Source organism: Pseudomonas sp. N-1-13 (assembly GCF_057787095.1).
The window spans coordinates 1-20,853 of the sequence record NZ_JBYNRI010000001.1 but is presented as its reverse complement, the minus strand read 5'-3'; the positions used below and the strand labels follow the sequence as shown (position 1 = coordinate 20,853).

General features: G+C 56.7%; 15 protein-coding genes, 2 tRNA genes and 4 rRNA genes. 10 read left to right on the top strand and 11 right to left on the bottom strand.

Annotated elements, in window-relative coordinates:
• Positions 1–20: 20 nt before the first annotated feature.
• From AC3I65_RS00105 to AC3I65_RS00065, 9 genes are all read right to left on the bottom strand, one after another.
• Entirely contained in the window at positions 21–656 is a 636-nt protein-coding gene (locus AC3I65_RS00105) for a hypothetical protein (protein WP_047230327.1), read from the bottom strand.
• Between the two features lie 182 nt (positions 657–838).
• Positions 839–954, bottom strand: a 5S ribosomal RNA gene (gene rrf, locus AC3I65_RS00100).
• A gap of 107 nt (positions 955–1,061) precedes the next feature.
• Positions 1,062–1,177, bottom strand: a 5S ribosomal RNA gene (rrf, locus tag AC3I65_RS00095).
• 150 nt (positions 1,178–1,327) lie between these two features.
• A 23S ribosomal RNA gene (locus tag AC3I65_RS00090) occupies positions 1,328–4,219 on the bottom strand.
• Between the two features lie 247 nt (positions 4,220–4,466).
• A tRNA-Ala gene (locus AC3I65_RS00085) sits at positions 4,467–4,542 on the bottom strand.
• 27 nt (positions 4,543–4,569) lie between these two features.
• Positions 4,570–4,646 (bottom strand) — tRNA-Ile (locus AC3I65_RS00080).
• Positions 4,647–4,711: 65 nt separating this feature from the next.
• Positions 4,712–6,244, bottom strand: a 16S ribosomal RNA gene (locus AC3I65_RS00075).
• The 16S, 23S and 5S rRNA genes sit together here with 2 tRNA genes alongside, the layout of an rRNA operon.
• A gap of 625 nt (positions 6,245–6,869) precedes the next feature.
• Positions 6,870–8,090 carry a CaiB/BaiF CoA transferase family protein gene (locus AC3I65_RS00070; RefSeq protein ID WP_488523386.1) on the bottom strand — a complete coding sequence of 407 codons (1,221 nt, stop codon included), beginning with the start codon at positions 8,088–8,090 and terminating at the stop codon, positions 6,870–6,872.
• Positions 8,091–8,103: 13 nt separating this feature from the next.
• Positions 8,104–9,285: an acyl-CoA dehydrogenase gene (locus tag AC3I65_RS00065; RefSeq protein ID WP_025216186.1), complete on the bottom strand. Its 1,182-nt coding sequence runs from the start codon at positions 9,283–9,285 to the stop codon at positions 8,104–8,106.
• Between the two features lie 158 nt (positions 9,286–9,443).
• Between AC3I65_RS00065 and AC3I65_RS00060 the strand changes: the two genes are divergently transcribed.
• The 10 genes from AC3I65_RS00060 (at position 9,444) to AC3I65_RS00015 (ending at position 19,265) form a co-directional block, all read left to right on the top strand.
• On the top strand, positions 9,444–10,340 hold the full coding sequence (locus AC3I65_RS00060) for a LysR family transcriptional regulator (RefSeq protein WP_076386503.1): 897 nt from the start codon (positions 9,444–9,446) through the stop codon (positions 10,338–10,340).
• 434 nt (positions 10,341–10,774) lie between these two features.
• The gene (locus AC3I65_RS00055) at positions 10,775–11,896 is read left to right on the top strand and encodes a Re/Si-specific NAD(P)(+) transhydrogenase subunit alpha (RefSeq protein WP_047230082.1); all 1,122 of its coding nucleotides are present in this window, start codon (positions 10,775–10,777) and stop codon (positions 11,894–11,896) included.
• A 15-nt stretch (positions 11,897–11,911) separates the two neighbouring features.
• Positions 11,912–12,235, top strand: a complete 324-nt coding sequence (locus AC3I65_RS00050) for an NAD(P) transhydrogenase subunit alpha part 2 (protein WP_003187010.1) — start codon at positions 11,912–11,914, stop codon at positions 12,233–12,235.
• Complete coding sequence (locus AC3I65_RS00045; protein WP_047230081.1) at positions 12,235–13,671, top strand: NAD(P)(+) transhydrogenase (Re/Si-specific) subunit beta; 1,437 nt, start codon at positions 12,235–12,237, stop codon at positions 13,669–13,671. Before AC3I65_RS00050 ends, AC3I65_RS00045 begins: the two co-directional genes overlap by 1 nt.
• Before the next feature lie 198 nt (positions 13,672–13,869).
• The gene (gene scpC, locus AC3I65_RS00040; RefSeq protein ID WP_047230080.1) at positions 13,870–15,363 is read left to right on the top strand and encodes a succinyl-CoA:acetate CoA-transferase ScpC; all 1,494 of its coding nucleotides are present in this window, start codon (positions 13,870–13,872) and stop codon (positions 15,361–15,363) included.
• Positions 15,364–15,681: 318 nt separating this feature from the next.
• The gene (locus AC3I65_RS00035; protein ID WP_047230079.1) at positions 15,682–15,897 is read left to right on the top strand and encodes a DUF1127 domain-containing protein; all 216 of its coding nucleotides are present in this window, start codon (positions 15,682–15,684) and stop codon (positions 15,895–15,897) included.
• 328 nt (positions 15,898–16,225) lie between these two features.
• The gene (locus AC3I65_RS00030) at positions 16,226–16,543 is read left to right on the top strand and encodes a DUF2388 domain-containing protein (protein WP_047230078.1); all 318 of its coding nucleotides are present in this window, start codon (positions 16,226–16,228) and stop codon (positions 16,541–16,543) included.
• Positions 16,544–16,651: 108 nt separating this feature from the next.
• Positions 16,652–16,960: a DUF2388 domain-containing protein gene (locus tag AC3I65_RS00025; RefSeq protein ID WP_047230077.1), complete on the top strand. Its 309-nt coding sequence runs from the start codon at positions 16,652–16,654 to the stop codon at positions 16,958–16,960.
• A gap of 26 nt (positions 16,961–16,986) precedes the next feature.
• Positions 16,987–17,307 carry a DUF2388 domain-containing protein gene (locus AC3I65_RS00020; protein ID WP_047230076.1) on the top strand — a complete coding sequence of 107 codons (321 nt, stop codon included), beginning with the start codon at positions 16,987–16,989 and terminating at the stop codon, positions 17,305–17,307.
• On the top strand, positions 17,304–19,265 hold the full coding sequence (locus tag AC3I65_RS00015; RefSeq protein WP_488523385.1) for a DUF7844 domain-containing protein: 1,962 nt from the start codon (positions 17,304–17,306) through the stop codon (positions 19,263–19,265). Before AC3I65_RS00020 ends, AC3I65_RS00015 begins: the two co-directional genes overlap by 4 nt.
• A 67-nt stretch (positions 19,266–19,332) precedes the next feature.
• On the opposite strand, the gene trpA is transcribed toward AC3I65_RS00015, so the two are convergent.
• Together trpA and AC3I65_RS00005 are read right to left on the bottom strand one after the other, a co-directional pair.
• The gene (trpA, locus tag AC3I65_RS00010; RefSeq protein ID WP_047230074.1) at positions 19,333–20,145 is read right to left on the bottom strand and encodes a tryptophan synthase subunit alpha; all 813 of its coding nucleotides are present in this window, start codon (positions 20,143–20,145) and stop codon (positions 19,333–19,335) included.
• A partial coding sequence (locus AC3I65_RS00005; protein ID WP_488523384.1) for a pyridoxal-phosphate dependent enzyme occupies positions 20,145–20,853 on the bottom strand: 709 nt, incomplete at its 5' end. The genes AC3I65_RS00005 and trpA, both read right to left, overlap by 1 nt.

The window sequence follows — 20,853 nt, the reverse complement described above, 5'->3', positions numbered from 1 at the left end:
GCGTTTTCTTGAGAGAGGGTCTACGAATATTGAACTTCAATCTCATCGAGTTGATGGTCGAACGTCTTCAGCCGTGCCGTCCAGGTGTACACCAACACTTCGAAATCACGATTGATCACCGTCGCGCCCGATGAGTCCGCGCGAGGATCGCAGAAGTCCAGTTGATAGCGCTCCCGCGCCATAGCGTTAGCGACGTCGCAGAGCTCACGAGCGTTGTTCAGCCAATGCCAGTCGTCTTCGGCGACCTGTTTGTCCAATGCCGCACATTGGGTCTTCAAGGCCTCGAGACTTTTTTCCAATGGAGTACCGGTGAGTTCACCCATGACTTCCTGAAATGTGCGGCCAGGCTGCCAGTAACTGCCCCAGAAGTAACGATCGAAGACCGTTTCGACCCGGCGTAATGCAACCTTGGTATCCCAGATCAGCACCAGAGTCTTACCCTGCTCAAGATGCTTTTTTTTGATGCGTTGCCCTTGGAGCGATGCCCAGGCCACGATTGCGATGGATATCACACCGATCAGCGCAGCCGCGCTATCGAGGAAGATCAGTGCTTTGTCGATCTGGTGAGTCAGCATGACGCCATAGAAATAAGTGGCCGAAAGCAACACCAACGCTGCGAGGGCGCACCAGAAGCCAGGAGCATAAGGGTTTTTCATTATTGGAATCCCCATGACCAGTGACGTCGCGGGCCATTTTTCAGATGCCCCGACTATCACAGCATAGCAATGGCCACAGGGTTTGCCGTGTGTGGACAGCAATCATGAGGGGCGATCCGATTACCGGCCCAAAACGACAAAACCCCTGTCTGCATCAGCAGACAGGGGTTCTGGGAATTCAATCTTGACGATGACCTACTCTCACATGGGGAAACCCCACACTACCATCGGCGATGCATCGTTTCACTGCTGAGTTCGGGATGGGATCAGGTGGTTCCAATGCTCTATGGTCGTCAAGAAATTCTGTGACCGGCCCGTTCAACAGTAACGTGCCAGCGAAAATCGATAACTTCTACTAAAACAAAACCCCTACCTGCGTCAGCAGATAGGGGTTTCGGAATTTAATCTTGACGATGACCTACTCTCACATGGGGAAACCCCACACTACCATCGGCGATGCATCGTTTCACTGCTGAGTTCGGGATGGGATCAGGTGGTTCCAATGCTCTATGGTCGTCAAGAAATTCGGTAGCCAGCGCGTGCCTTACGGTCACGTTCCAGCGAATGGGTATGCGATAGGTTTGTGTGTTGTGCGAACTTTCGGTTCATAGCGTCTTCACACACCGCAATCTGGTGCCCTGTATCGGGTCAGCAAATTGCTTGGGTGTTATATGGTCAAGCCTCACGGGCAATTAGTATGGGTTAGCTCAACGCCTCACAGCGCTTACACACCCCACCTATCAACGTCGTAGTCTTCGACGGCCCTTCAGGGGACTCAAGGTCCCAGTGAGATCTCATCTTGAGGCAAGTTTCCCGCTTAGATGCTTTCAGCGGTTATCTTTTCCGAACATAGCTACCCGGCAATGCCACTGGCGTGACAACCGGAACACCAGAGGTTCGTCCACTCCGGTCCTCTCGTACTAGGAGCAGCCCCTCTCAAATCTCAAACGTCCACGGCAGATAGGGACCGAACTGTCTCACGACGTTCTAAACCCAGCTCGCGTACCACTTTAAATGGCGAACAGCCATACCCTTGGGACCGGCTTCAGCCCCAGGATGTGATGAGCCGACATCGAGGTGCCAAACACCGCCGTCGATATGAACTCTTGGGCGGTATCAGCCTGTTATCCCCGGAGTACCTTTTATCCGTTGAGCGATGGCCCTTCCATACAGAACCACCGGATCACTAAGACCTACTTTCGTACCTGCTCGACGTGTCTGTCTCGCAGTCAAGCGCGCTTTTGCCTTTATACTCTACGACCGATTTCCGACCGGTCTGAGCGCACCTTCGTACTCCTCCGTTACTCTTTAGGAGGAGACCGCCCCAGTCAAACTACCCACCATACACTGTCCTCGATCCGGATAACGGACCTGAGTTAGAACCTCAAAGTTGCCAGGGTGGTATTTCAAGGATGGCTCCACGCGAACTGGCGTCCACGCTTCAAAGCCTCCCACCTATCCTACACAAGCAAATTCAAAGTCCAGTGCAAAGCTATAGTAAAGGTTCACGGGGTCTTTCCGTCTAGCCGCGGATACACTGCATCTTCACAGCGATTTCAATTTCACTGAGTCTCGGGTGGAGACAGCGCCGCCATCGTTACGCCATTCGTGCAGGTCGGAACTTACCCGACAAGGAATTTCGCTACCTTAGGACCGTTATAGTTACGGCCGCCGTTTACCGGGGCTTCGATCAAGAGCTTCGCGTTAGCTAACCCCATCAATTAACCTTCCGGCACCGGGCAGGCGTCACACCCTATACGTCCACTTTCGTGTTTGCAGAGTGCTGTGTTTTTAATAAACAGTCGCAGCGGCCTGGTATCTTCGACCGGCGTGGGCTTACGCAGCAAGTGCTTCACCCTCACCGGCGCACCTTCTCCCGAAGTTACGGTGCCATTTTGCCTAGTTCCTTCACCCGAGTTCTCTCAAGCGCCTTGGTATTCTCTACCCAACCACCTGTGTCGGTTTGGGGTACGGTTCCTGGTTACCTGAAGCTTAGAAGCTTTTCTTGGAAGCATGGCATCAACCACTTCGTCACCCAAAGGGTAACTCGTCATCAGCTCTCGGCCTTAAGATCCCGGATTTACCTAAGATCTCAGCCTACCACCTTAAACTTGGACAACCAACGCCAAGCTGGCCTAGCCTTCTCCGTCCCTCCATCGCAATAACCAGAAGTACAGGAATATTAACCTGTTTTCCATCGACTACGCTTTTCAGCCTCGCCTTAGGGACCGACTAACCCTGCGTCGATTAACGTTGCGCAGGAAACCTTGGTCTTTCGGCGTGGGTGTTTTTCACACCCATTGTCGTTACTCATGTCAGCATTCGCACTTCTGATACCTCCAGCAAGCTTCTCAACTCACCTTCACAGGCTTACAGAACGCTCCTCTACCGCATCACCTAAGTGATACCCGTAGCTTCGGTGTATGGTTTGAGCCCCGTTACATCTTCCGCGCAGGCCGACTCGACTAGTGAGCTATTACGCTTTCTTTAAAGGGTGGCTGCTTCTAAGCCAACCTCCTAGCTGTCTAAGCCTTCCCACATCGTTTCCCACTTAACCATAACTTTGGGACCTTAGCTGACGGTCTGGGTTGTTTCCCTTTTCACGACGGACGTTAGCACCCGCCGTGTGTCTCCCATGCTCGGCACTTGTAGGTATTCGGAGTTTGCATCGGTTTGGTAAGTCGGGATGACCCCCTAGCCGAAACAGTGCTCTACCCCCTACAGTGATACATGAGGCGCTACCTAAATAGCTTTCGAGGAGAACCAGCTATCTCCGAGCTTGATTAGCCTTTCACTCCGATCCACAGGTCATCCGCTAACTTTTCAACGGTAGTCGGTTCGGTCCTCCAGTTAGTGTTACCCAACCTTCAACCTGCCCATGGATAGATCGCCCGGTTTCGGGTCTATTCCCAGCGACTAGACGCCCTATTAAGACTCGCTTTCGCTACGCCTCCCCTATTCGGTTAAGCTCGCCACTGAAAATAAGTCGCTGACCCATTATACAAAAGGTACGCAGTCACCCAACAAAGTGGGCTCCCACTGCTTGTACGCATACGGTTTCAGGATCTATTTCACTCCCCTCTCCGGGGTTCTTTTCGCCTTTCCCTCACGGTACTAGTTCACTATCGGTCAGTCAGTAGTATTTAGCCTTGGAGGATGGTCCCCCCATATTCAGACAAAGTTTCTCGTGCTCCGTCCTACTCGATTTCATGACTAAGAGACTTTCGCGTACAGGGCTATCACCCACTATGGCCGCACTTTCCAGAGCGTTCCGCTAATCTCAAAGCCACTTAAGGGCTAGTCCCCGTTCGCTCGCCACTACTAAGGGAATCTCGGTTGATTTCTTTTCCTCAGGGTACTTAGATGTTTCAGTTCCCCTGGTTCGCCTCTTGCACCTATGTATTCAGTACAAGATAACCATCTTATGATGGCTGGGTTCCCCCATTCAGACATCTCCGGATCAAAGTCTGTTTGCCGACTCCCCGAAGCTTTTCGCAGGCTACCACGTCTTTCATCGCCTCTGACTGCCAAGGCATCCACCGTATGCGCTTCTTCACTTGACCATATAACCCCAAGCAATCTGGTTATACTGTGAAGACGACATTCGCCGAAAATTCGCATGCTCTAAGAGCACTCACAAATTTTACCTTAGCCTGATCCGTTACCAGTGAAAGTAACGTTCAGTCTATCTTTCTATCACATACCCAAATTTTTAAAGAACGATCTAATCAAAAGACTAGAAATCAACATTCAGCACCGTCTTGGTGGAATGCTCATTTCTAAGCTTTAAACGTTGGTGCCAATCTGTAATGGTGGAGCCAAGCGGGATCGAACCGCTGACCTCCTGCGTGCAAGGCAGGCGCTCTCCCAGCTGAGCTATGGCCCCGTATTTCTACAGGGAACACCATGAAATTGGTGGGTCTGGGCAGATTCGAACTGCCGACCTCACCCTTATCAGGGGTGCGCTCTAACCAACTGAGCTACAGACCCAATCGTCTTCTTCAATGAATCAAGCAATTCGTGTGGGAGCTCATGAAGCAGCTGCGGTCGTCGATTAAGGAGGTGATCCAGCCGCAGGTTCCCCTACGGCTACCTTGTTACGACTTCACCCCAGTCATGAATCACACCGTGGTAACCGTCCCCCCGAAGGTTAGACTAGCTACTTCTGGTGCAACCCACTCCCATGGTGTGACGGGCGGTGTGTACAAGGCCCGGGAACGTATTCACCGCGACATTCTGATTCGCGATTACTAGCGATTCCGACTTCACGCAGTCGAGTTGCAGACTGCGATCCGGACTACGATCGGTTTTGTGGGATTAGCTCCACCTCGCGGCTTGGCAACCCTCTGTACCGACCATTGTAGCACGTGGCCCAGGCCGTAAGGGCCATGATGACTTGACGTCATCCCCACCTTCCTCCGGTTTGTCACCGGCAGTCTCCTTAGAGTGCCCACCATTACGTGCTGGTAACTAAGGACAAGGGTTGCGCTCGTTACGGGACTTAACCCAACATCTCACGACACGAGCTGACGACAGCCATGCAGCACCTGTCTCAATGTTCCCGAAGGCACCAATCCATCTCTGGAAAGTTCATTGGATGTCAAGGCCTGGTAAGGTTCTTCGCGTTGCTTCGAATTAAACCACATGCTCCACCGCTTGTGCGGGCCCCCGTCAATTCATTTGAGTTTTAACCTTGCGGCCGTACTCCCCAGGCGGTCAACTTAATGCGTTAGCTGCGCCACTAAGAGCTCAAGGCTCCCAACGGCTAGTTGACATCGTTTACGGCGTGGACTACCAGGGTATCTAATCCTGTTTGCTCCCCACGCTTTCGCACCTCAGTGTCAGTATCAGTCCAGGTGGTCGCCTTCGCCACTGGTGTTCCTTCCTATATCTACGCATTTCACCGCTACACAGGAAATTCCACCACCCTCTACCATACTCTAGCTCGACAGTTTTGAATGCAGTTCCCAGGTTGAGCCCGGGGATTTCACATCCAACTTAACGAACCACCTACGCGCGCTTTACGCCCAGTAATTCCGATTAACGCTTGCACCCTCTGTATTACCGCGGCTGCTGGCACAGAGTTAGCCGGTGCTTATTCTGTCGGTAACGTCAAAACACTAACGTATTAGGTTAATGCCCTTCCTCCCAACTTAAAGTGCTTTACAATCCGAAGACCTTCTTCACACACGCGGCATGGCTGGATCAGGCTTTCGCCCATTGTCCAATATTCCCCACTGCTGCCTCCCGTAGGAGTCTGGACCGTGTCTCAGTTCCAGTGTGACTGATCATCCTCTCAGACCAGTTACGGATCGTCGCCTTGGTGAGCCATTACCTCACCAACTAGCTAATCCGACCTAGGCTCATCTGATAGCGCAAGGCCCGAAGGTCCCCTGCTTTCTCCCGTAGGACGTATGCGGTATTAGCGTCCGTTTCCGAGCGTTATCCCCCACTACCAGGCAGATTCCTAGGCTTTACTCACCCGTCCGCCGCTCTCAAGAGGTGCAAGCACCTCTCTACCGCTCGACTTGCATGTGTTAGGCCTGCCGCCAGCGTTCAATCTGAGCCATGATCAAACTCTTCAGTTCAAACATCTTTGGGTTTTGAGAAAACCCTAAACTTGGCTCAGCAATCGTTGGTTACATCTTTGATTTCTCGCGGAGTAACTTGTGATGCTGATAATCTGTTGACTAGCAGTCTGACTCCACAAGCACCCACACGAATTGCTTGATTCAGTTGTTAAAGAGCGGTGGGTTGAGCCTTTCGTCTCAACCGAGGCGCGCATTCTACAGCGCCCGGTGTATCTGTCAAGCGGTTATTTTAAGAAGTTTTCAAAGTTTCCTCTGCAACTTCAACCACTTGCGCTTCCGATCTCTCGTTAGCGGGAGGCGAATTCTACAGCGTTACTCGCTGCTGTCAACACCTCTTTTTGACGCTTTCGATCGAGAAGATCGAATCGTTAACGGAGCCAGGAAAACCGCCCCACCAACTGCTTCCCAAGCTTCGATGACCTGAAGCCCTGCGCCGCCTAAAATCGTGTAACTCATTGAAACTCAAGAAGTTTTTCGTTTCGACTGCGCCGGAAGTGGGGCGAATTATAGACTTCCAGAATTTGCCGTCAACCCTTAATTTCGTTTTTCTATCAATAAGTTGCAGGGCATTCGAAAAAGCCACCGCGCCCCTCTGAAAGCCCCTTCTATATAGAAGAAAGCATTAGAGCACCCCAGCCTCTCTCAACCCCGTCACCATCGCCTCATCCAACCCCAATACTCGCTGCAGGACATCCCGCGTGTGCTCCCCTAATAAAGGAGGCGCATTGCGATATTCCACCGGGGTCTCGGACAGCCGGATCGGGTTGGCAACCTGCGGCACTTTACCCGCCAGTGCATGAGGCAACTCCATCGCCAGCCCACGCGCCTGGACCTGAGGATCAGCAAACACCTGGGACAAATCGTTGATCGGCCCACAGGGCACACCAGCCCGCTCCAACTGAGCGACCCATTCGGCAGTGGTCTTGAATACCGTCGCCTGGCGAATCAAAGGTATCAATACTGCACGGTTCGCCACCCGCAACTTGTTTGTCGCAAAGCGAGGGTCATCAGCCCACTGCGGCTGCCCCGCTACCTCGGCGAACTTTCGGAACTGACCGTCATTGCCTACCGTAAGGATGAAGTCACCGTCAGCCGTAGGAAAGTCCTGATAAGGCACTATGTTCGGATGAGCGTTGCCCAACCGCTTCGGCGCGTTGCCCGTGGTCAGGTAATTCATCGCCTGGTTCGCCAGGCAAGCCACTTGAACGTCCAGCAAGGCCATGTCGATATGCTGCCCGCCGCCGGCATGATCGCGGTGAGCCAACGCTGCCAGGATGGCCACGGTCGAATAGACACCAGTCAGGATATCTGTCAGCGCCACCCCTACCTTCACCGGGCCCGCCCCCGCATCACCTTCAGGCCGGCCGGTGAGACTCATCAAGCCCCCCAACCCCTGGATCATGAAGTCATATCCGGCGCGCTTGGCGTAAGGACCGGTTTGACCAAACCCGGTAATCGAGCAATAGATCAGTTGCGGGTTGATCGCCTTCAGCGAGTCGTAGTCCAGGCCATAAGCCGCCAGCCCACCTACCTTGAAGTTCTCAATCAGAATGTCGGACTTGGCCACCAACTCCCGCACCAACCTTTGCCCCTCGGGGTGCGTGAAATCGATGGTCACCGATTGCTTGTTGCGATTGGCCGACAAGTAATAGGCCGCCTCGGTGGTATTCTCGCCAGACGCATCCTTCAGGAACGGCGGTCCCCAGGCGCGCGTATCGTCGCCACCACCCGGCCGCTCGACCTTGATGACCTCAGCTCCCAGGTCCGCCAGGATCTGACCAGCCCACGGCCCGGCCAGCACCCTCGATAAATCCAGTACCCGCAGATGCGAAAGCGCGCCCATGCCGTTCCCCCTATTAATAGAACGCCTGGATACCGGTTTGCGCACGCCCCAGGATCAGTGCATGAACGTCATGAGTACCTTCGTAAGTGTTCACCACTTCCAGGTTGACGAGATGGCGAGCGATGCCGAACTCATCGGAGATGCCATTGCCACCCAGCATGTCCCGCGCCATGCGAGCAATATCCAGGGACTTGCCGCAGGAGTTGCGCTTCATGATCGATGTGATTTCAACAGCGGCCGTACCCTCATCCTTCATACGACCCAGACGCAGGCATCCTTGCAGGGCAAGGGTGATTTCAGTCTGCATGTCGGCCAGTTTTTTCTGGATCAACTGAGTGGCAGCCAAAGGACGACCAAACTGCTGCCGATCCAGGGTGTACTGGCGCGCGGTGTGCCAGCAGAATTCGGCAGCACCCAAGGCCCCCCAGGAGATGCCATAGCGAGCCGAGTTCAGACAGGTAAAAGGCCCTTTCAGCCCACGCACATCAGGAAAGATGTTTTCTTCTGGAACGAAGACGTTATCCATGACGATCTCGCCAGTGATCGAAGCGCGCAGACCGACCTTGCCGTGAATCGCCGGTGCACTCAGGCCTTTCCAGCCTTTCTCGAGAACAAAGCCACGGATGTCACCGGCGTCATCCTTACCCCAGACGACAAATACATCGGCAATCGGACTGTTGGTGATCCACATCTTGCTACCCGTGAGGCTGTAGCCGCCTTCCACTTTGCGCGCACGGGTAATCATCGCTCCCGGGTCGGAACCGTGGTTCGGCTCTGTCAGACCAAAGCAACCGATCCACTCGCCGGAAGCCAGCTTCGGCAGGTACTTCTGCTTTTGAGCTTCGGTACCGAACTCATTGATCGGCACCATGACCAACGAGGACTGCACACTCATCATCGAGCGATAACCTGAATCAACGCGTTCCACTTCACGAGCGATCAAGCCATAGCTGACGTAGTTCAAGCCGCTGCCGCCGTACTGTTCAGGAATGGTTGCGCCCAACAAGCCGACCTCACCCATCTCACGAAAAATCGCCGGGTCGGTTTTTTCATGACGGAACGCTTCCAACACCCGCGGCGCGAGCTTCTGTTGGGCGAACTGCTCGGCAGTGTCGCGAATCATGCGTTCTTCTTCGGTGAGTTGCTGGTCCAACAACAATGGATCAATCCAGTTGAAACTCGCTTTACCGGCCATGAAAGAGTCCTCGCCAATCAGATTAAAAATCGTGGATTGATCCTAGGCGCGCTTTCCTATCAGAGCAAACGAGGATTACGCACGCTCTTGTGCTAATTTCTCACTCCGTAAACGCCCCTGAACCCCGTTTACGATCCTGACGAGTGAGGTTGATGTACATGCGCAGAAAAATCCCCAGCACCGCCGCTCTGGTCAGCTTCGAGGCCGCCGCACGTCATGAGAGCTTCACCAAGGCCGCACAGGAGCTTTCCCTCACACAGGGCGCTATTTGTCGACAGATCGCCAGCCTGGAGGACTTCCTCGGTGTGGAGTTGTTCCGACGTTCACGGCGGGGAGTCAAACTGACAGAGGCCGGACTTTCCTACAGCCGCCGCGTTGCCACTCAACTGGACGCCGTGGAGCGCGATACTCTTTCAGTGATGGGGCATACCGGCGCCAACGTGATAGAGCTGGCAGTGGTTCCGACGTTTGGTACTCAATGGCTGCTACCGCGCCTCAAGGACTTCCAACAGCAGCATCCAGAAGTCACGGTCAATCTGACCAATCGCACGCGGCCGTTTCTCTTTGCGGATACGGATTTTGACGCAGCCATTTATTTCGGCGATGCGGACTGGTCCGGTACCGAATCCCACAAGCTGATGGGAGAAAACCCGATGCCCGTGTGCAGCCCTACCTTACTGGGCAACCGGAACAGCCTGACACCGCAAGCCATCGCCGAACTGCCCCTACTTCAGCAAACCACCCGCCCGTATGCGTGGCGCCAGTGGTTCAACGCTCAAAACCTCAATATCGCGCGAGACCTGACAGGCCCGCGTTATGAACTATTCTCCATGCTTGCCCAAGCGGCGATGCATGACATGGGAATCGCCTTGATTCCACCTTTTTTGATCCAGCGCGAGCTGGCCGAGAAACGATTGGTCGTTGCCAATCGAAATGCCTTGTCGAGCATCAAGGCCTACTACCTGATGATCCCCGAACGAAAGGTCGAATCGGCCTCTCTGAGGGCTTTTCGCGATTGGCTGGTCAATCAAGCTAGTAGCTACAGCCTTGATTAACAAGGAAAAACTCTATATCCGACTCCGGTAGTAAGCTAATCAAAAGCGCTACAGATATAAATTTATGTCGCATACAGTCAATCTGTTACGAAATCAGTACCGTAGTCTCATAACCGTTCAAATACGTGGCTTTGAGCCACGTTACGCAGCTCATCAGGGTTCATTCACGTCGCCAATGGAAAAATCGTCAAATTTGGCCTGAAACCCTGGAAAGCCCAGCCTACAAGGGATATATGCCGATCATTGCGACATTCGGTCACAGGGTGACTTGTAGTTAATTTTCCGTCACCCGTCATAATCCCTTGAAGGGCTGAATTTTCGCCTGCAAAATGCCGCGCCCCGCCTGATTCGGCGGGATCGTGCTGATCGGCCGCCCCAGCCGCACCATCCGAAGTGCCTGGGTTTACTCAATAAGATCACGCAGGAGATTTGACGTGCACATTGGTGTTCCTCTCGAAACCCAGACGGGTGAAACGCGGGTTGCTGCAACCCCGGAAACCATCAAGAAGCTGATCGGCCAAGGCCATAAGGTCACTGTTCAAAGCGGTGCCGGCATCAAGGCCAGCGTTATCGACAGTGCCTATGAAGCAGCGGGCGCCACCATTGGCAGCGCCAGTGATGCTTTCGGGGCCGAACTGATTCTCAAGGTGGTCGCCCCCAGCGACAGCGAACTGACGCTGATCAAGAGCGGCACCGTTCTGGTGGGCATGCTCAATCCGTTCAATAACGAAACCATTGCCAAGCTGGCCGAACGCGGCATTACCGCTTTCGCCCTTGAGGCTGCACCACGTACCTCCCGTGCCCAGAGCCTGGATGTGCTGTCGTCTCAAGCGAACATTGCCGGCTACAAGGCCGTGCTGCTGGCCGCCCACCATTATCCACGCTTCATGCCGATGCTGATGACCGCCGCGGGTACCGTGAAAGCGGCGCGGGTGCTGATTCTCGGTGCTGGCGTGGCTGGGTTGCAGGCGATTGCCACGGCCAAGCGCCTGGGTGCGGTGATCGAGGCGTCGGACGTGCGTCCGGCAGTGAAGGAACAAATCGAATCCCTCGGCGCCAAGTTCGTCGATGTACCTTACGAAACCGACGAAGAGCGTGAATGCGCCGTCGGCGTTGGCGGCTACGCCCGACCCATGCCCGCCAGCTGGATGCAGCGCCAGGCCCAGGCCGTGCACGAGCGCGCCAAGCAGGCTGACATCGTCATCACCACCGCATTGATTCCGGGCCGCAAGGCACCGACTTTGCTCAGTGCCGAAACCGTCGCACAGATGAAACCCGGCTCGGTGGTCATTGACCTCGCGGCCGCCCAGGGCGGTAACTGCCCGCTGACCGTGGCCGATCAGGTGGTGATCGAAAATGGCGTGACCATTTGCGGTCCGACCAACCTGGCCGGCGAAGTCGCGGCAGACGCTTCGGCGCTGTACGCCCGTAACCTGCTGGACTTCCTGAAGCTGGTCTTCACCAAGGAAGGTCAGTTCGACGTGAACCTGGAAGACGACATCGTCGCCGCGTGCCTGATGTGCCGCGACGGCCAAGTCATCCGCAAAAACGCCTAAGCAGGGATTCAGACAATGGAAGAGCTTATCTCCCCCGGTATCTACAACCTGATCATCTTTGTGCTGGCGATTTATGTCGGTTACCACGTGGTCTGGAACGTAACGCCCGCGCTGCACACACCGCTGATGGCGGTGACCAATGCCATTTCGGCCATCGTGATCGTCGGCGCCATGCTTGCCGCCGCACTGACCGTGACCCCGCTGGGCAAGACCATGGGCACCCTCGCCGTGGCCCTGGCCGCAGTGAACGTGTTCGGCGGCTTCCTGGTGACGCGCCGCATGCTTGAGATGTTCAAGAAAAAAGCCCCGAAAGCCGTAAAAGAAGAGGCGCCCAAGTAATGAGCATGAACCTGGTAACGACGCTCTACCTGATCGCGTCGATCTGCTTCATCCAGGCCCTCAAAGGCCTGTCGCACCCCACTACATCTCGCCGAGGCAACCTGTTCGGCATGCTCGGCATGGCGCTGGCGGTGCTCACTACCGTGGGTCTCATCTATAAGTTGGGCGCCGAGCTGGCTACCGCAGGCATCGGCTATGTGATCGTCGGTCTGCTGGTCGGCGGCACTGCCGGGTCGATCATGGCCAAGCGCGTCGAGATGACCAAGATGCCCGAGCTGGTGGCGTTCATGCACAGCATGATCGGCCTGGCCGCGGTATTTATCGCGATCGCCGCCGTGGTCGAGCCGCAGTCCCTGGGCATCGTCAAGCAACTGGGGGATTCAATTCCGGCCGGTAACCGTCTGGAGCTGTTCCTTGGCGCCGCCATCGGTGCAATCACCTTCTCCGGTTCGGTGATCGCCTTCGGCAAGCTGTCGGGCAAGTACAAGTTCCGCCTGTTCCAGGGCGCACCGGTACAGTTTGGCGGCCAGCACAAGCTCAACCTGATCCTGGGCCTGGCAACACTGGGTCTGGGCCTGATGTTCATGTTCACCGGCAACCTCGGGGCATTCGCCCTGATGCTGGCCCTGGCGTTTGTGTTGGGCGTGCTGATCATCATCCCGATCGGCGGTGCCGACATGCCGGTGGTGGTGTCGATGCTCAACAGCTATTCCGGCTGGGCTGCAGCGGGTATCGGCTTCTCGCTGAACAACTCGATGCTGATCATCGCCGGCTCCCTGGTGGGTTCCAGCGGTGCGATCCTCTCGTACATCATGTGCAAGGCGATGAACCGTTCGTTCTTCAACGTGCTGCTCGGCGGTTTCGGCAACACGGCGGATGCCGCTGGCCCGGCAGGCTCCAAAGAAGCCCGTCCGGTGAAATCCGGCTCGGCTGACGACGCCACCTTCCTGCTGACCAACGCCGATACCGTGATCATCGTGCCGGGCTATGGCCTGGCGGTGGCACGGGCGCAGCACGCGCTGAAAGAGCTGACCGAGAAGCTGACCCATCACGGCGTGACCGTCAAATACGCGATCCACCCAGTGGCCGGTCGTATGCCCGGGCACATGAACGTATTGCTGGCCGAGGCCGAAGTGCCTTACGACCAGGTGTTCGAGATGGAAGACATCAACTCCGAGTTCGGCCAGGCCGACGTGGTGCTGGTACTGGGTGCCAACGACGTGGTCAACCCGGCGGCGAAGAACGATCCGAAGTCGCCGATTGCCGGCATGCCGATCCTCGAAGCCTTCAAGGCCAAGACCATCATCGTCAACAAGCGCTCGATGGCCAGCGGTTACGCCGGCCTGGACAACGAGCTGTTCTACCTCGACAAGACCATGATGGTGTTCGGTGACGCCAAGAAGGTTATCGAAGACATGGTCAAAGCGGTGGAATAACGCTCACTGCTTCGCCACTAACGCCCCGACTTGTCGGGGCGTTTTGATTTGTATCAAGGCCGAACGTTACCGATCCGGTAATAATGTTTTGCCTGAAACGCCCGTAATAGACGCCTTAAATGCGACTTTTGTAGCGGGTCGGGCACGGCGCGAATTCACTAGACTGCGCATCCAGCTTCCAGCCCGAGATAACCACCCATGTACCGTGATCGCATCCGCCTGCCCTCGTTGTTGAACAAAGTGATGAGCGCTGCCGAAGCAGCCTTGCTGATTCAGGACGGCATGACCGTCGGCATGAGCGGTTTCACCCGCGCCGGAGAAGCGAAAGCAGTGCCCCACGCCCTGGCTGAGCGCGCCAAGGTCACGCCACTGAAAATCAGTCTTATGACCGGTGCGAGCCTGGGGAACGACCTCGACAAGGAACTCACCGAAGCCGGCGTACTGGCCCGGCGCATGCCATTCCAGGTCGACAGCACGTTGCGCAAGGCGATCAACGCTGGCGAGGTGATGTTCATCGACCAGCACCTGTCGGAAACCGTCGAGCAATTGCGTAACGCCCAGCTCAAGTTGCCGGACATTGCAGTGATCGAAGCCGTGGCCATTACCGAGCAAGGCCATATCGTGCCCACCACCTCGGTGGGCAACTCGGCCAGCTTCGCTATTTTCGCCAGGCAGGTCATTGTTGAAATCAACCTGGCCCACAACCCTGATCTGGAAGGGTTGCATGACATCTATATCCCGACCTATCGCCCGACCCGCACACCGATTCCCTTGGTGAAGGTCGACGACCGTATCGGCAGCACCGCCATCCCGATACCGCCGGAAAAAATCGCCGCCATTGTCATCACCAATCAGCCGGATTCGCCTTCGACAGTCATGCCGCCGGACAGCGACACCCAGGCCATTGCCGATCATTTGATCGGCTTCTTCAAACAGGAAGTCGCCGCCGGGCGCATGACCAATAAACTCGGTCCATTACAGGCCGGGATCGGCAACATCGCCAATGCCGTGATGTGCGGGCTGATCGACTCCCCATTCGAAGACTTGACCATGTATTCAGAGGTCCTGCAGGACTCTACATTCGACCTTATCGACGCCGGCAAACTGAGCTTCGCCTCTGGCAGCTCCATTACGCTGTCGGGCCGGCGCAATGCCGACGTATTCGGCAATCTGGAGAAGTACAAGGACAAGCTGGTCCTGCGCCCCCAGGAAATTTCCAACCACCCCGAGGTGGTACGCCGCCTTGGCATCATCGCCATCAATACGGCACTGGAGTTCGACCTCTACGGCAACGTCAACTCCACCCATGTCTGCGGCACGCGGATGATGAATGGGATAGGCGGCTCGGGGGACTTTGCGCGTAATGCGCATCTGGCGATTTTCGTGACCAAGTCGATCGCCAAGGGCGGCGCAATTTCCAGTGTCGTGCCGATGGTCAGCCACGTGGACCATACCGAGCACGATGTCGACATCCTGGTGACGGAGATCGGCCTGGCCGACCTGCGTGGCCTGGCGCCAAGGGAGCGGGCGCGGGTGGTCATCGACAATTGCGTGCATCCGTCCTATCGCCAGGCATTGAACGAGTATTTTGAAGCGGCGTGCGCCTTGGGCGGACATACACCGCACATCCTGCGCGATGCACTGAGTTGGCACCTGAATCTGGAAGAGACCGGGCAGATGCTGGCGGTTTAATACAGCTGGATCACCCGGGCAACAAATACAGTTTTCACTGGCCATCGCTTTCAACCCACAAACCACAAAAACTGTACTACTGTACCTGTTATTTCCTACAGCAAACTCCTACGCATCTCTGCTTTCACAGCAAAAATGCACATAAATAGTGCGCACAGGTACAGTTGCCTCAATATTGACCAGTACACCACCGTTTAACAGTTAACTGGTCTCTCACATTACAGGTGAACTGTATCTAGAGAGACTGGCCAAACGAGAGGATCATGGGCACCAGTTAAACCACTACCTAATCCCGCCATAAGCGGAAGGATGTCAACCATGGAACGTACACTCAGTTCCGAGCTGTTCTTCGAAGACAAAGCTGAAAAAAACCAGGCTTCCCTGCCTCTTCGCGTTATCGCTAACCTGATGTTGTGGCAGCGCCGCATCGCCAGCCGCCACCAACTGGCCCGTCTGGATGCACGCCTGCTGGCTGACGCCGGTATCAGCGAAGCACAACGCTACGAAGAGCTGAGCAAGCCGTTCTGGCGCTAACTCAGCGTCGCTGGCCCTGACCCACCGGGTCCACCGCCAGCACCGAATTGAACAAACAAGACCCGTCGCGGGAAACCGCGACGGGTCTTGTCGTTTCAGAGGCCAGGTTTTGCCAAAAAATACGCACCTGCACAGTTAATAATAATTGTAAAATTACCAGTACAGTTTTATCGAGCTATTGTAGAAGCGTGGAAATAGCCAATGGCCAAGCTGTCATCCACCTCGTTCTGACCTAATATCGAAACGAACGTGGCGAAGCGGGTCGAGCATGCGTCTTCTCTTCCAGCTACACGCACCGGCACCACTTCATTATTCAAGGAGTTTCCTCATGATCCGTCTTCGTCTGCTCAGCGCCGCCGCCCTGCTGGCCGTAGCCGCACACTCCAATGCCAGTAGTTTTATCGTCACCACCGACTCCCTCGTGGGTGCGCTCAAGGCCACTTCCGACGCAACGTCCGATATCACTTCGTCGTTTCGCGACGACAAAATTGTCCTGGCCGCTCGTGACGATGCTGCCAGTTTCGTCGCCAGTAACGGCGCCATCCGCGGTGTGAAACTGGAAAGCGCTCTGGATTACATCCGTCAGCAGGCGCCGCAGTTGAACGCCTCCGACGCGCAACTGGCCCAAGCCATCCTGGTGATCTGATTCCAGACATGAAACATCGGGACGCCAATGGTGTTCCGATGTTTCAGCGCTGGCTCTGGCGCAGTGGTTTGCGCTAGCCTTCGGACTCACCATCAACAGTCGAGTCCCATGCGTTTCTACTCAGATCTGTCCCTCGCTTTTTTCTTCAGCGCTTTATGCTGGTCCGTTCCGGCCCATGCTTTCGATGTCTCCACCCAGCAAGTCGTGATCAGCGGCTATGCCACGAGCATGGTGACCTCCGCGCCCTTCGACCATAAACTGATCGCCGCCGCCCACGATGACGCTGCGGCATTCGTTGCCAGCGATGGGCAGTTGAGAGGTGCGCAACTGGAGTCGGCCCTGGATTATCTACACCGGACCCAACCAAAACTTCACGTCAGCGACCTTGAACTGGCACAGGCAATTCTCGTCCAATAGTTATCTTTATTCTTCGGAGTCGTTCCATGCGTAGCCCGCTGATTGCTGCCACCCTAGGCCTGCTGGTGTTGGCCGATGTGGCCCAGGCACAAACCCTGGTAGCCACCAGTAACATCGTCGTTCGCGCCTCCCAGCGCACGATCGATTTCACCTCCGACACCACCACATCCATCCGTGACTCGAAAATCGTTCGTGAAGCCCATGACGATGCGGCCAGTTTCGTCGCCAGTAACGGGGAAATTCGTGGCGCTCACCTCGAGGCCGCCTTCGACACCTTGCGCACCCGCGTACCGGAAGCCCGCGACGCCAGTGACCAGGTTCTCGCCGAAGCCATCCTCGCATTGTGAGGCCGTTCGCCGTCTGGCTGACGGCCGGGGTCGTGCTGCTCTTGAGCAGCACCGCCCAGGCCGGCCTGCAACTGCACCTTAACGACGAAGGACTGACCCCGGCGCAACAGCAGGCCAGCCAGGCGCTGCTCAATGAAGCGATGCAGGCCCTGCCGCCGCGATTCATCGAACAGCTGGACCGACGCATCAATGTGGGCTGGACCGCCCGGATGCCCGCCAACGCCTACGGCCAGGCCTCGCTGGTGTCGCAGTTGGACCTCAATCGCAACCTGCTCGACAGCCTCACCGACGGCAGTGCCGCCACGCAAAAGACCCATCGCCCCCACGGCACCGTGCGGCGGGAAATGCTCGCCACGGTCCTGCATGAACTGACCCACATTTATGATCGCTCGCGTTTATGGCCAAACGCCGAACGCGCGCTGATCCAACGCTGCACCCGACGCACCAGCAGCGCCGGGCTGATCGGCCTTCCCGATGAATGCCGGGGCCAGAACGACCGCCGCTTCACACTCAGTGATGATCCCCGCTTGCTGGACCTCGCCGGCTGGCCGCAATACGTCGGCCGTCGTGGTGAACGGGAACAGCATAATCTCCAGGTCGCCCGCAGCCCGGACATCTACGAAACGAGCAGCCCCAAGGAGTTCGTCGCGGTCAACATGGAGTACTTTCTCCTGGACCCGAGTTACGCCTGCCGACGGCCAGCACTGTATCGCTATTATCAGGAACACTTTGGCTGGGCCCCCGCCGCCAAGAATACCTGCGCCCCGTCATTCGCGTTCCTCAACGCCGGCAACGACTTTGCCAAGACGCCACTGGGCAAGGTTGATCCAGAGCGGGTCTACGCCATCGATTACCTCTTGGCCGAAGCCAACCAGAACTGGGTCAGCCGCTGGGGCCACAGCATGCTGCGGCTGGTGATCTGCGCGCCGGACCGCCCCCGTGGGCCGGATTGCCGGCTGGATCTGGATCAACACCTGGTGCTGTCATACCGCGCCTTCGTGGGCGATGTGCAGCTGTCGAGCTGGGATGGCCTGGTGGGCAAATACCCGTCGCGCCTGTTCGTACTGCCGCTGGCCCAGGTCATCGATGAATACACCAAGACCGAACTGCGCAGCCTGGCCTCGGTGCCGCTGAACCTGACACGGTCCGAAATCGAGGACACGGTTGAACACGCCGCCGAAATGCACTGGAGCTATGACGGCAACTATTACTTCCTGTCCAACAACTGCGCGGTGGAAAGCCTGAAATTGCTGCGCAGCGGCAGCAACAATGCGCAGCTCAAGGGGCTGGACAGCATCATGCCCAACGGTTTGCTGGAAGTGCTCAAGGGGCGCGGCCTGGCGGATACCAGCGTGCTCAATGATCCCAAGGAGGCCTTGCGCCTGGGTTACCGCTTCGACTCTTTCCGCGAGCGGTACCAGGCCATGTTCGAGGTGTTGAAGAAACACTTGCCGATCAAGCAACAAAACGTGGAAGACTGGCTGGCCCTGAGCGCCGCAGAACGCCGGCCATGGTTTGAACGGGCCGACCTGCGCACCAGCGCGGCGTTACTCCTGCTGGAACAGGCCAGCTATCGCCGACAACTGTTATTGGCCCAGGATGAGGTCAAACAGCGTTACCTCGGTGCCCGGGAGTTGCAGAACGGCGGCATGGAAAGGGCCAACGCAACACTGCAACAGATCCTCGCCAACAGCGGTTTCCTGAGCCGTCCCGCCGAGTTGCTGGGCAGCAGCGGTTACGGGCTGCCGCAGCCCAGCGAATGGCAGCGACTGGAATCCGAAAGCAGCTTGCGTCAGAAACAGCTTCAAACACTGACAGGGGATTTGGATAAGGAAGTCAGGGCCTTGCTTGAGCCAAGCCGCGCGGCAGAAATCAGTGCCAGTGAGGCTAACGTCAAAGAGATAGGCGAGCATTTGCGTAAGCTGCACAAGGCGGGTGGCGGGTTGGAGTTGCCTTGAAGCCACAAAGGGGTTCAGAACCGAGTTCTGAACCCCTTTTTTATTACTGGCAGACTCAATCAGGCAATTAGCTAATCCGCGCCTTACGCACCCCATCAGCCAAGGCAGCACATAGGCTCAACACCCCATCAATCGCCTGCTCCGGCGTCTCAGCGCTGGCGATATGGTCGATCAGGGCCGAACCGACCACAACCCCGTCGGCCAACCGTGCGATGGCCGCAGCTTGTTCCGGCGTGCGAATGCCGAAACCAATGCTGATCGGCAGATCGGTGTGACGACGCAGGCGCGTCACGGCTTCTTCCACATGTTCCAGCGTCGCGGCGCCGGCGCCGGTCACGCCGGCCACCGAGACGTAATACACAAAGCCAGAACTGCCGTTGAGCACGGTCGGCAAACGCACGTCATCGGTGGTCGGCGTGGTCAGGCGAATGAAGTCCAGACCGGCGGCCTGGGCCGGCTCGCACAGCTCACTGTTGTGCTCAGGTGGCATGTCCACCACGATCAGCCCGTCCACGCCAGAGTCCAGCGCTTCGCCAATGAAACGCTGCACGCCGTAGCGATGGATCGGATTGAAGTAGCCCATCAGCACCAGCGGCGTATCGCTATTGTCTTCACGGAACTCGCGAACCATCTGCAGGGTTTTCGCCAGATTCTGCTGTGCGCCCAAGGCGCGGATGTTCGCCAACTGGATCGCCGGACCGTCGGCCATCGGGTCGGTGAACGGCATGCCCAGCTCAATCACGTCAGCACCCGCCGCCGGCAGGCCCTTGAGGATCGCCAGCGAAGTGTCGTAGTCCGGGTCGCCAGCGGTCACGAAAGTCACCAGGGCGGCGCGGTTCTGTTCTTTGAGTTCGGCAAAACGAGTTTGCAGGCGGCTCATCAGTGTTTCTCCTGCTGGGACTGTTCCATGTGGTGCATTACGGTTTGCATGTCTTTGTCGCCACGGCCGGACAGGTTGACCACCATCAGGTGATCCTTGGGCAGGTTCGGGGCACGCTTGAACACTTCAGCCAGGGCATGGGCGCTTTCCAGGGCAGGAATGATTCCCTCCAGGCGACAGCATTTGTGAAAGGCTTCCAGGGCTTCGGCGTCGGTGACAGAGGTGTACTGGACTCGACCAATGTCGTGCAACCAGGCGTGTTCAGGGCCAATACCCGGGTAATCGAGGCCAGCGGAAATCGAATGGGCATCGATGATCTGGCCGTCGTCGTCCTGCAACAGGAAAGTACGATTGCCGTGCAATACACCGGGGACGCCGCCGTTCAGGCTGGCAGCATGCTTGCCGGTCTCGATACCGTAGCCGGCGGCTTCGACGCCGATGATTTCCACGCTCTTGTCGTCCAGGAACGGATGGAACAGGCCCATGGCGTTGGAGCCCCCGCCGATGCACGCCACCAGGCTGTCGGGCAAACGACCTTCCTGGGCTTGCAACTGATCGCGGGTTTCCTTGCCAATCACTGCCTGGAAGTCGCGGACCATGGCCGGGTACGGGTGCGGGCCGGCCACGGTGCCGATCAGGTAGAACGTGCTGTCAACGTTGGTCACCCAGTCGCGCAGCGCCTCGTTCATAGCATCCTTGAGGGTACCG

Excerpts from the sequence above, each read along its gene's own strand:
- AC3I65_RS00035 (WP_047230079.1), top strand. The coding sequence starts at position 15,682 with ATGGAACGTACACTCAGTTCCGAGCTGTTCTTCGAAGACAAAGCTGAA.
- AC3I65_RS00045 (WP_047230081.1), top strand. The coding sequence starts at position 12,235 with ATGAGCATGAACCTGGTAACGACGCTCTACCTGATCGCGTCGATCTGC.
- AC3I65_RS00050 (WP_003187010.1), top strand. The coding sequence starts at position 11,912 with ATGGAAGAGCTTATCTCCCCCGGTATCTACAACCTGATCATCTTTGTG.
- AC3I65_RS00020 (WP_047230076.1), top strand. The coding sequence starts at position 16,987 with ATGCGTAGCCCGCTGATTGCTGCCACCCTAGGCCTGCTGGTGTTGGCC.
- AC3I65_RS00070 (WP_488523386.1), bottom strand. The coding sequence starts at position 8,090 with ATGGGCGCGCTTTCGCATCTGCGGGTACTGGATTTATCGAGGGTGCTG.
- scpC (WP_047230080.1), top strand. The coding sequence starts at position 13,870 with ATGTACCGTGATCGCATCCGCCTGCCCTCGTTGTTGAACAAAGTGATG.
- trpA (WP_047230074.1), bottom strand. The coding sequence starts at position 20,145 with ATGAGCCGCCTGCAAACTCGTTTTGCCGAACTCAAAGAACAGAACCGC.
- AC3I65_RS00105 (WP_047230327.1), bottom strand. The coding sequence starts at position 656 with ATGAAAAACCCTTATGCTCCTGGCTTCTGGTGCGCCCTCGCAGCGTTG.
- AC3I65_RS00030 (WP_047230078.1), top strand. The coding sequence starts at position 16,226 with ATGATCCGTCTTCGTCTGCTCAGCGCCGCCGCCCTGCTGGCCGTAGCC.
- AC3I65_RS00065 (WP_025216186.1), bottom strand. The coding sequence starts at position 9,285 with ATGGCCGGTAAAGCGAGTTTCAACTGGATTGATCCATTGTTGTTGGAC.
- AC3I65_RS00060 (WP_076386503.1), top strand. The coding sequence starts at position 9,444 with ATGCGCAGAAAAATCCCCAGCACCGCCGCTCTGGTCAGCTTCGAGGCC.
- AC3I65_RS00025 (WP_047230077.1), top strand. The coding sequence starts at position 16,652 with ATGCGTTTCTACTCAGATCTGTCCCTCGCTTTTTTCTTCAGCGCTTTA.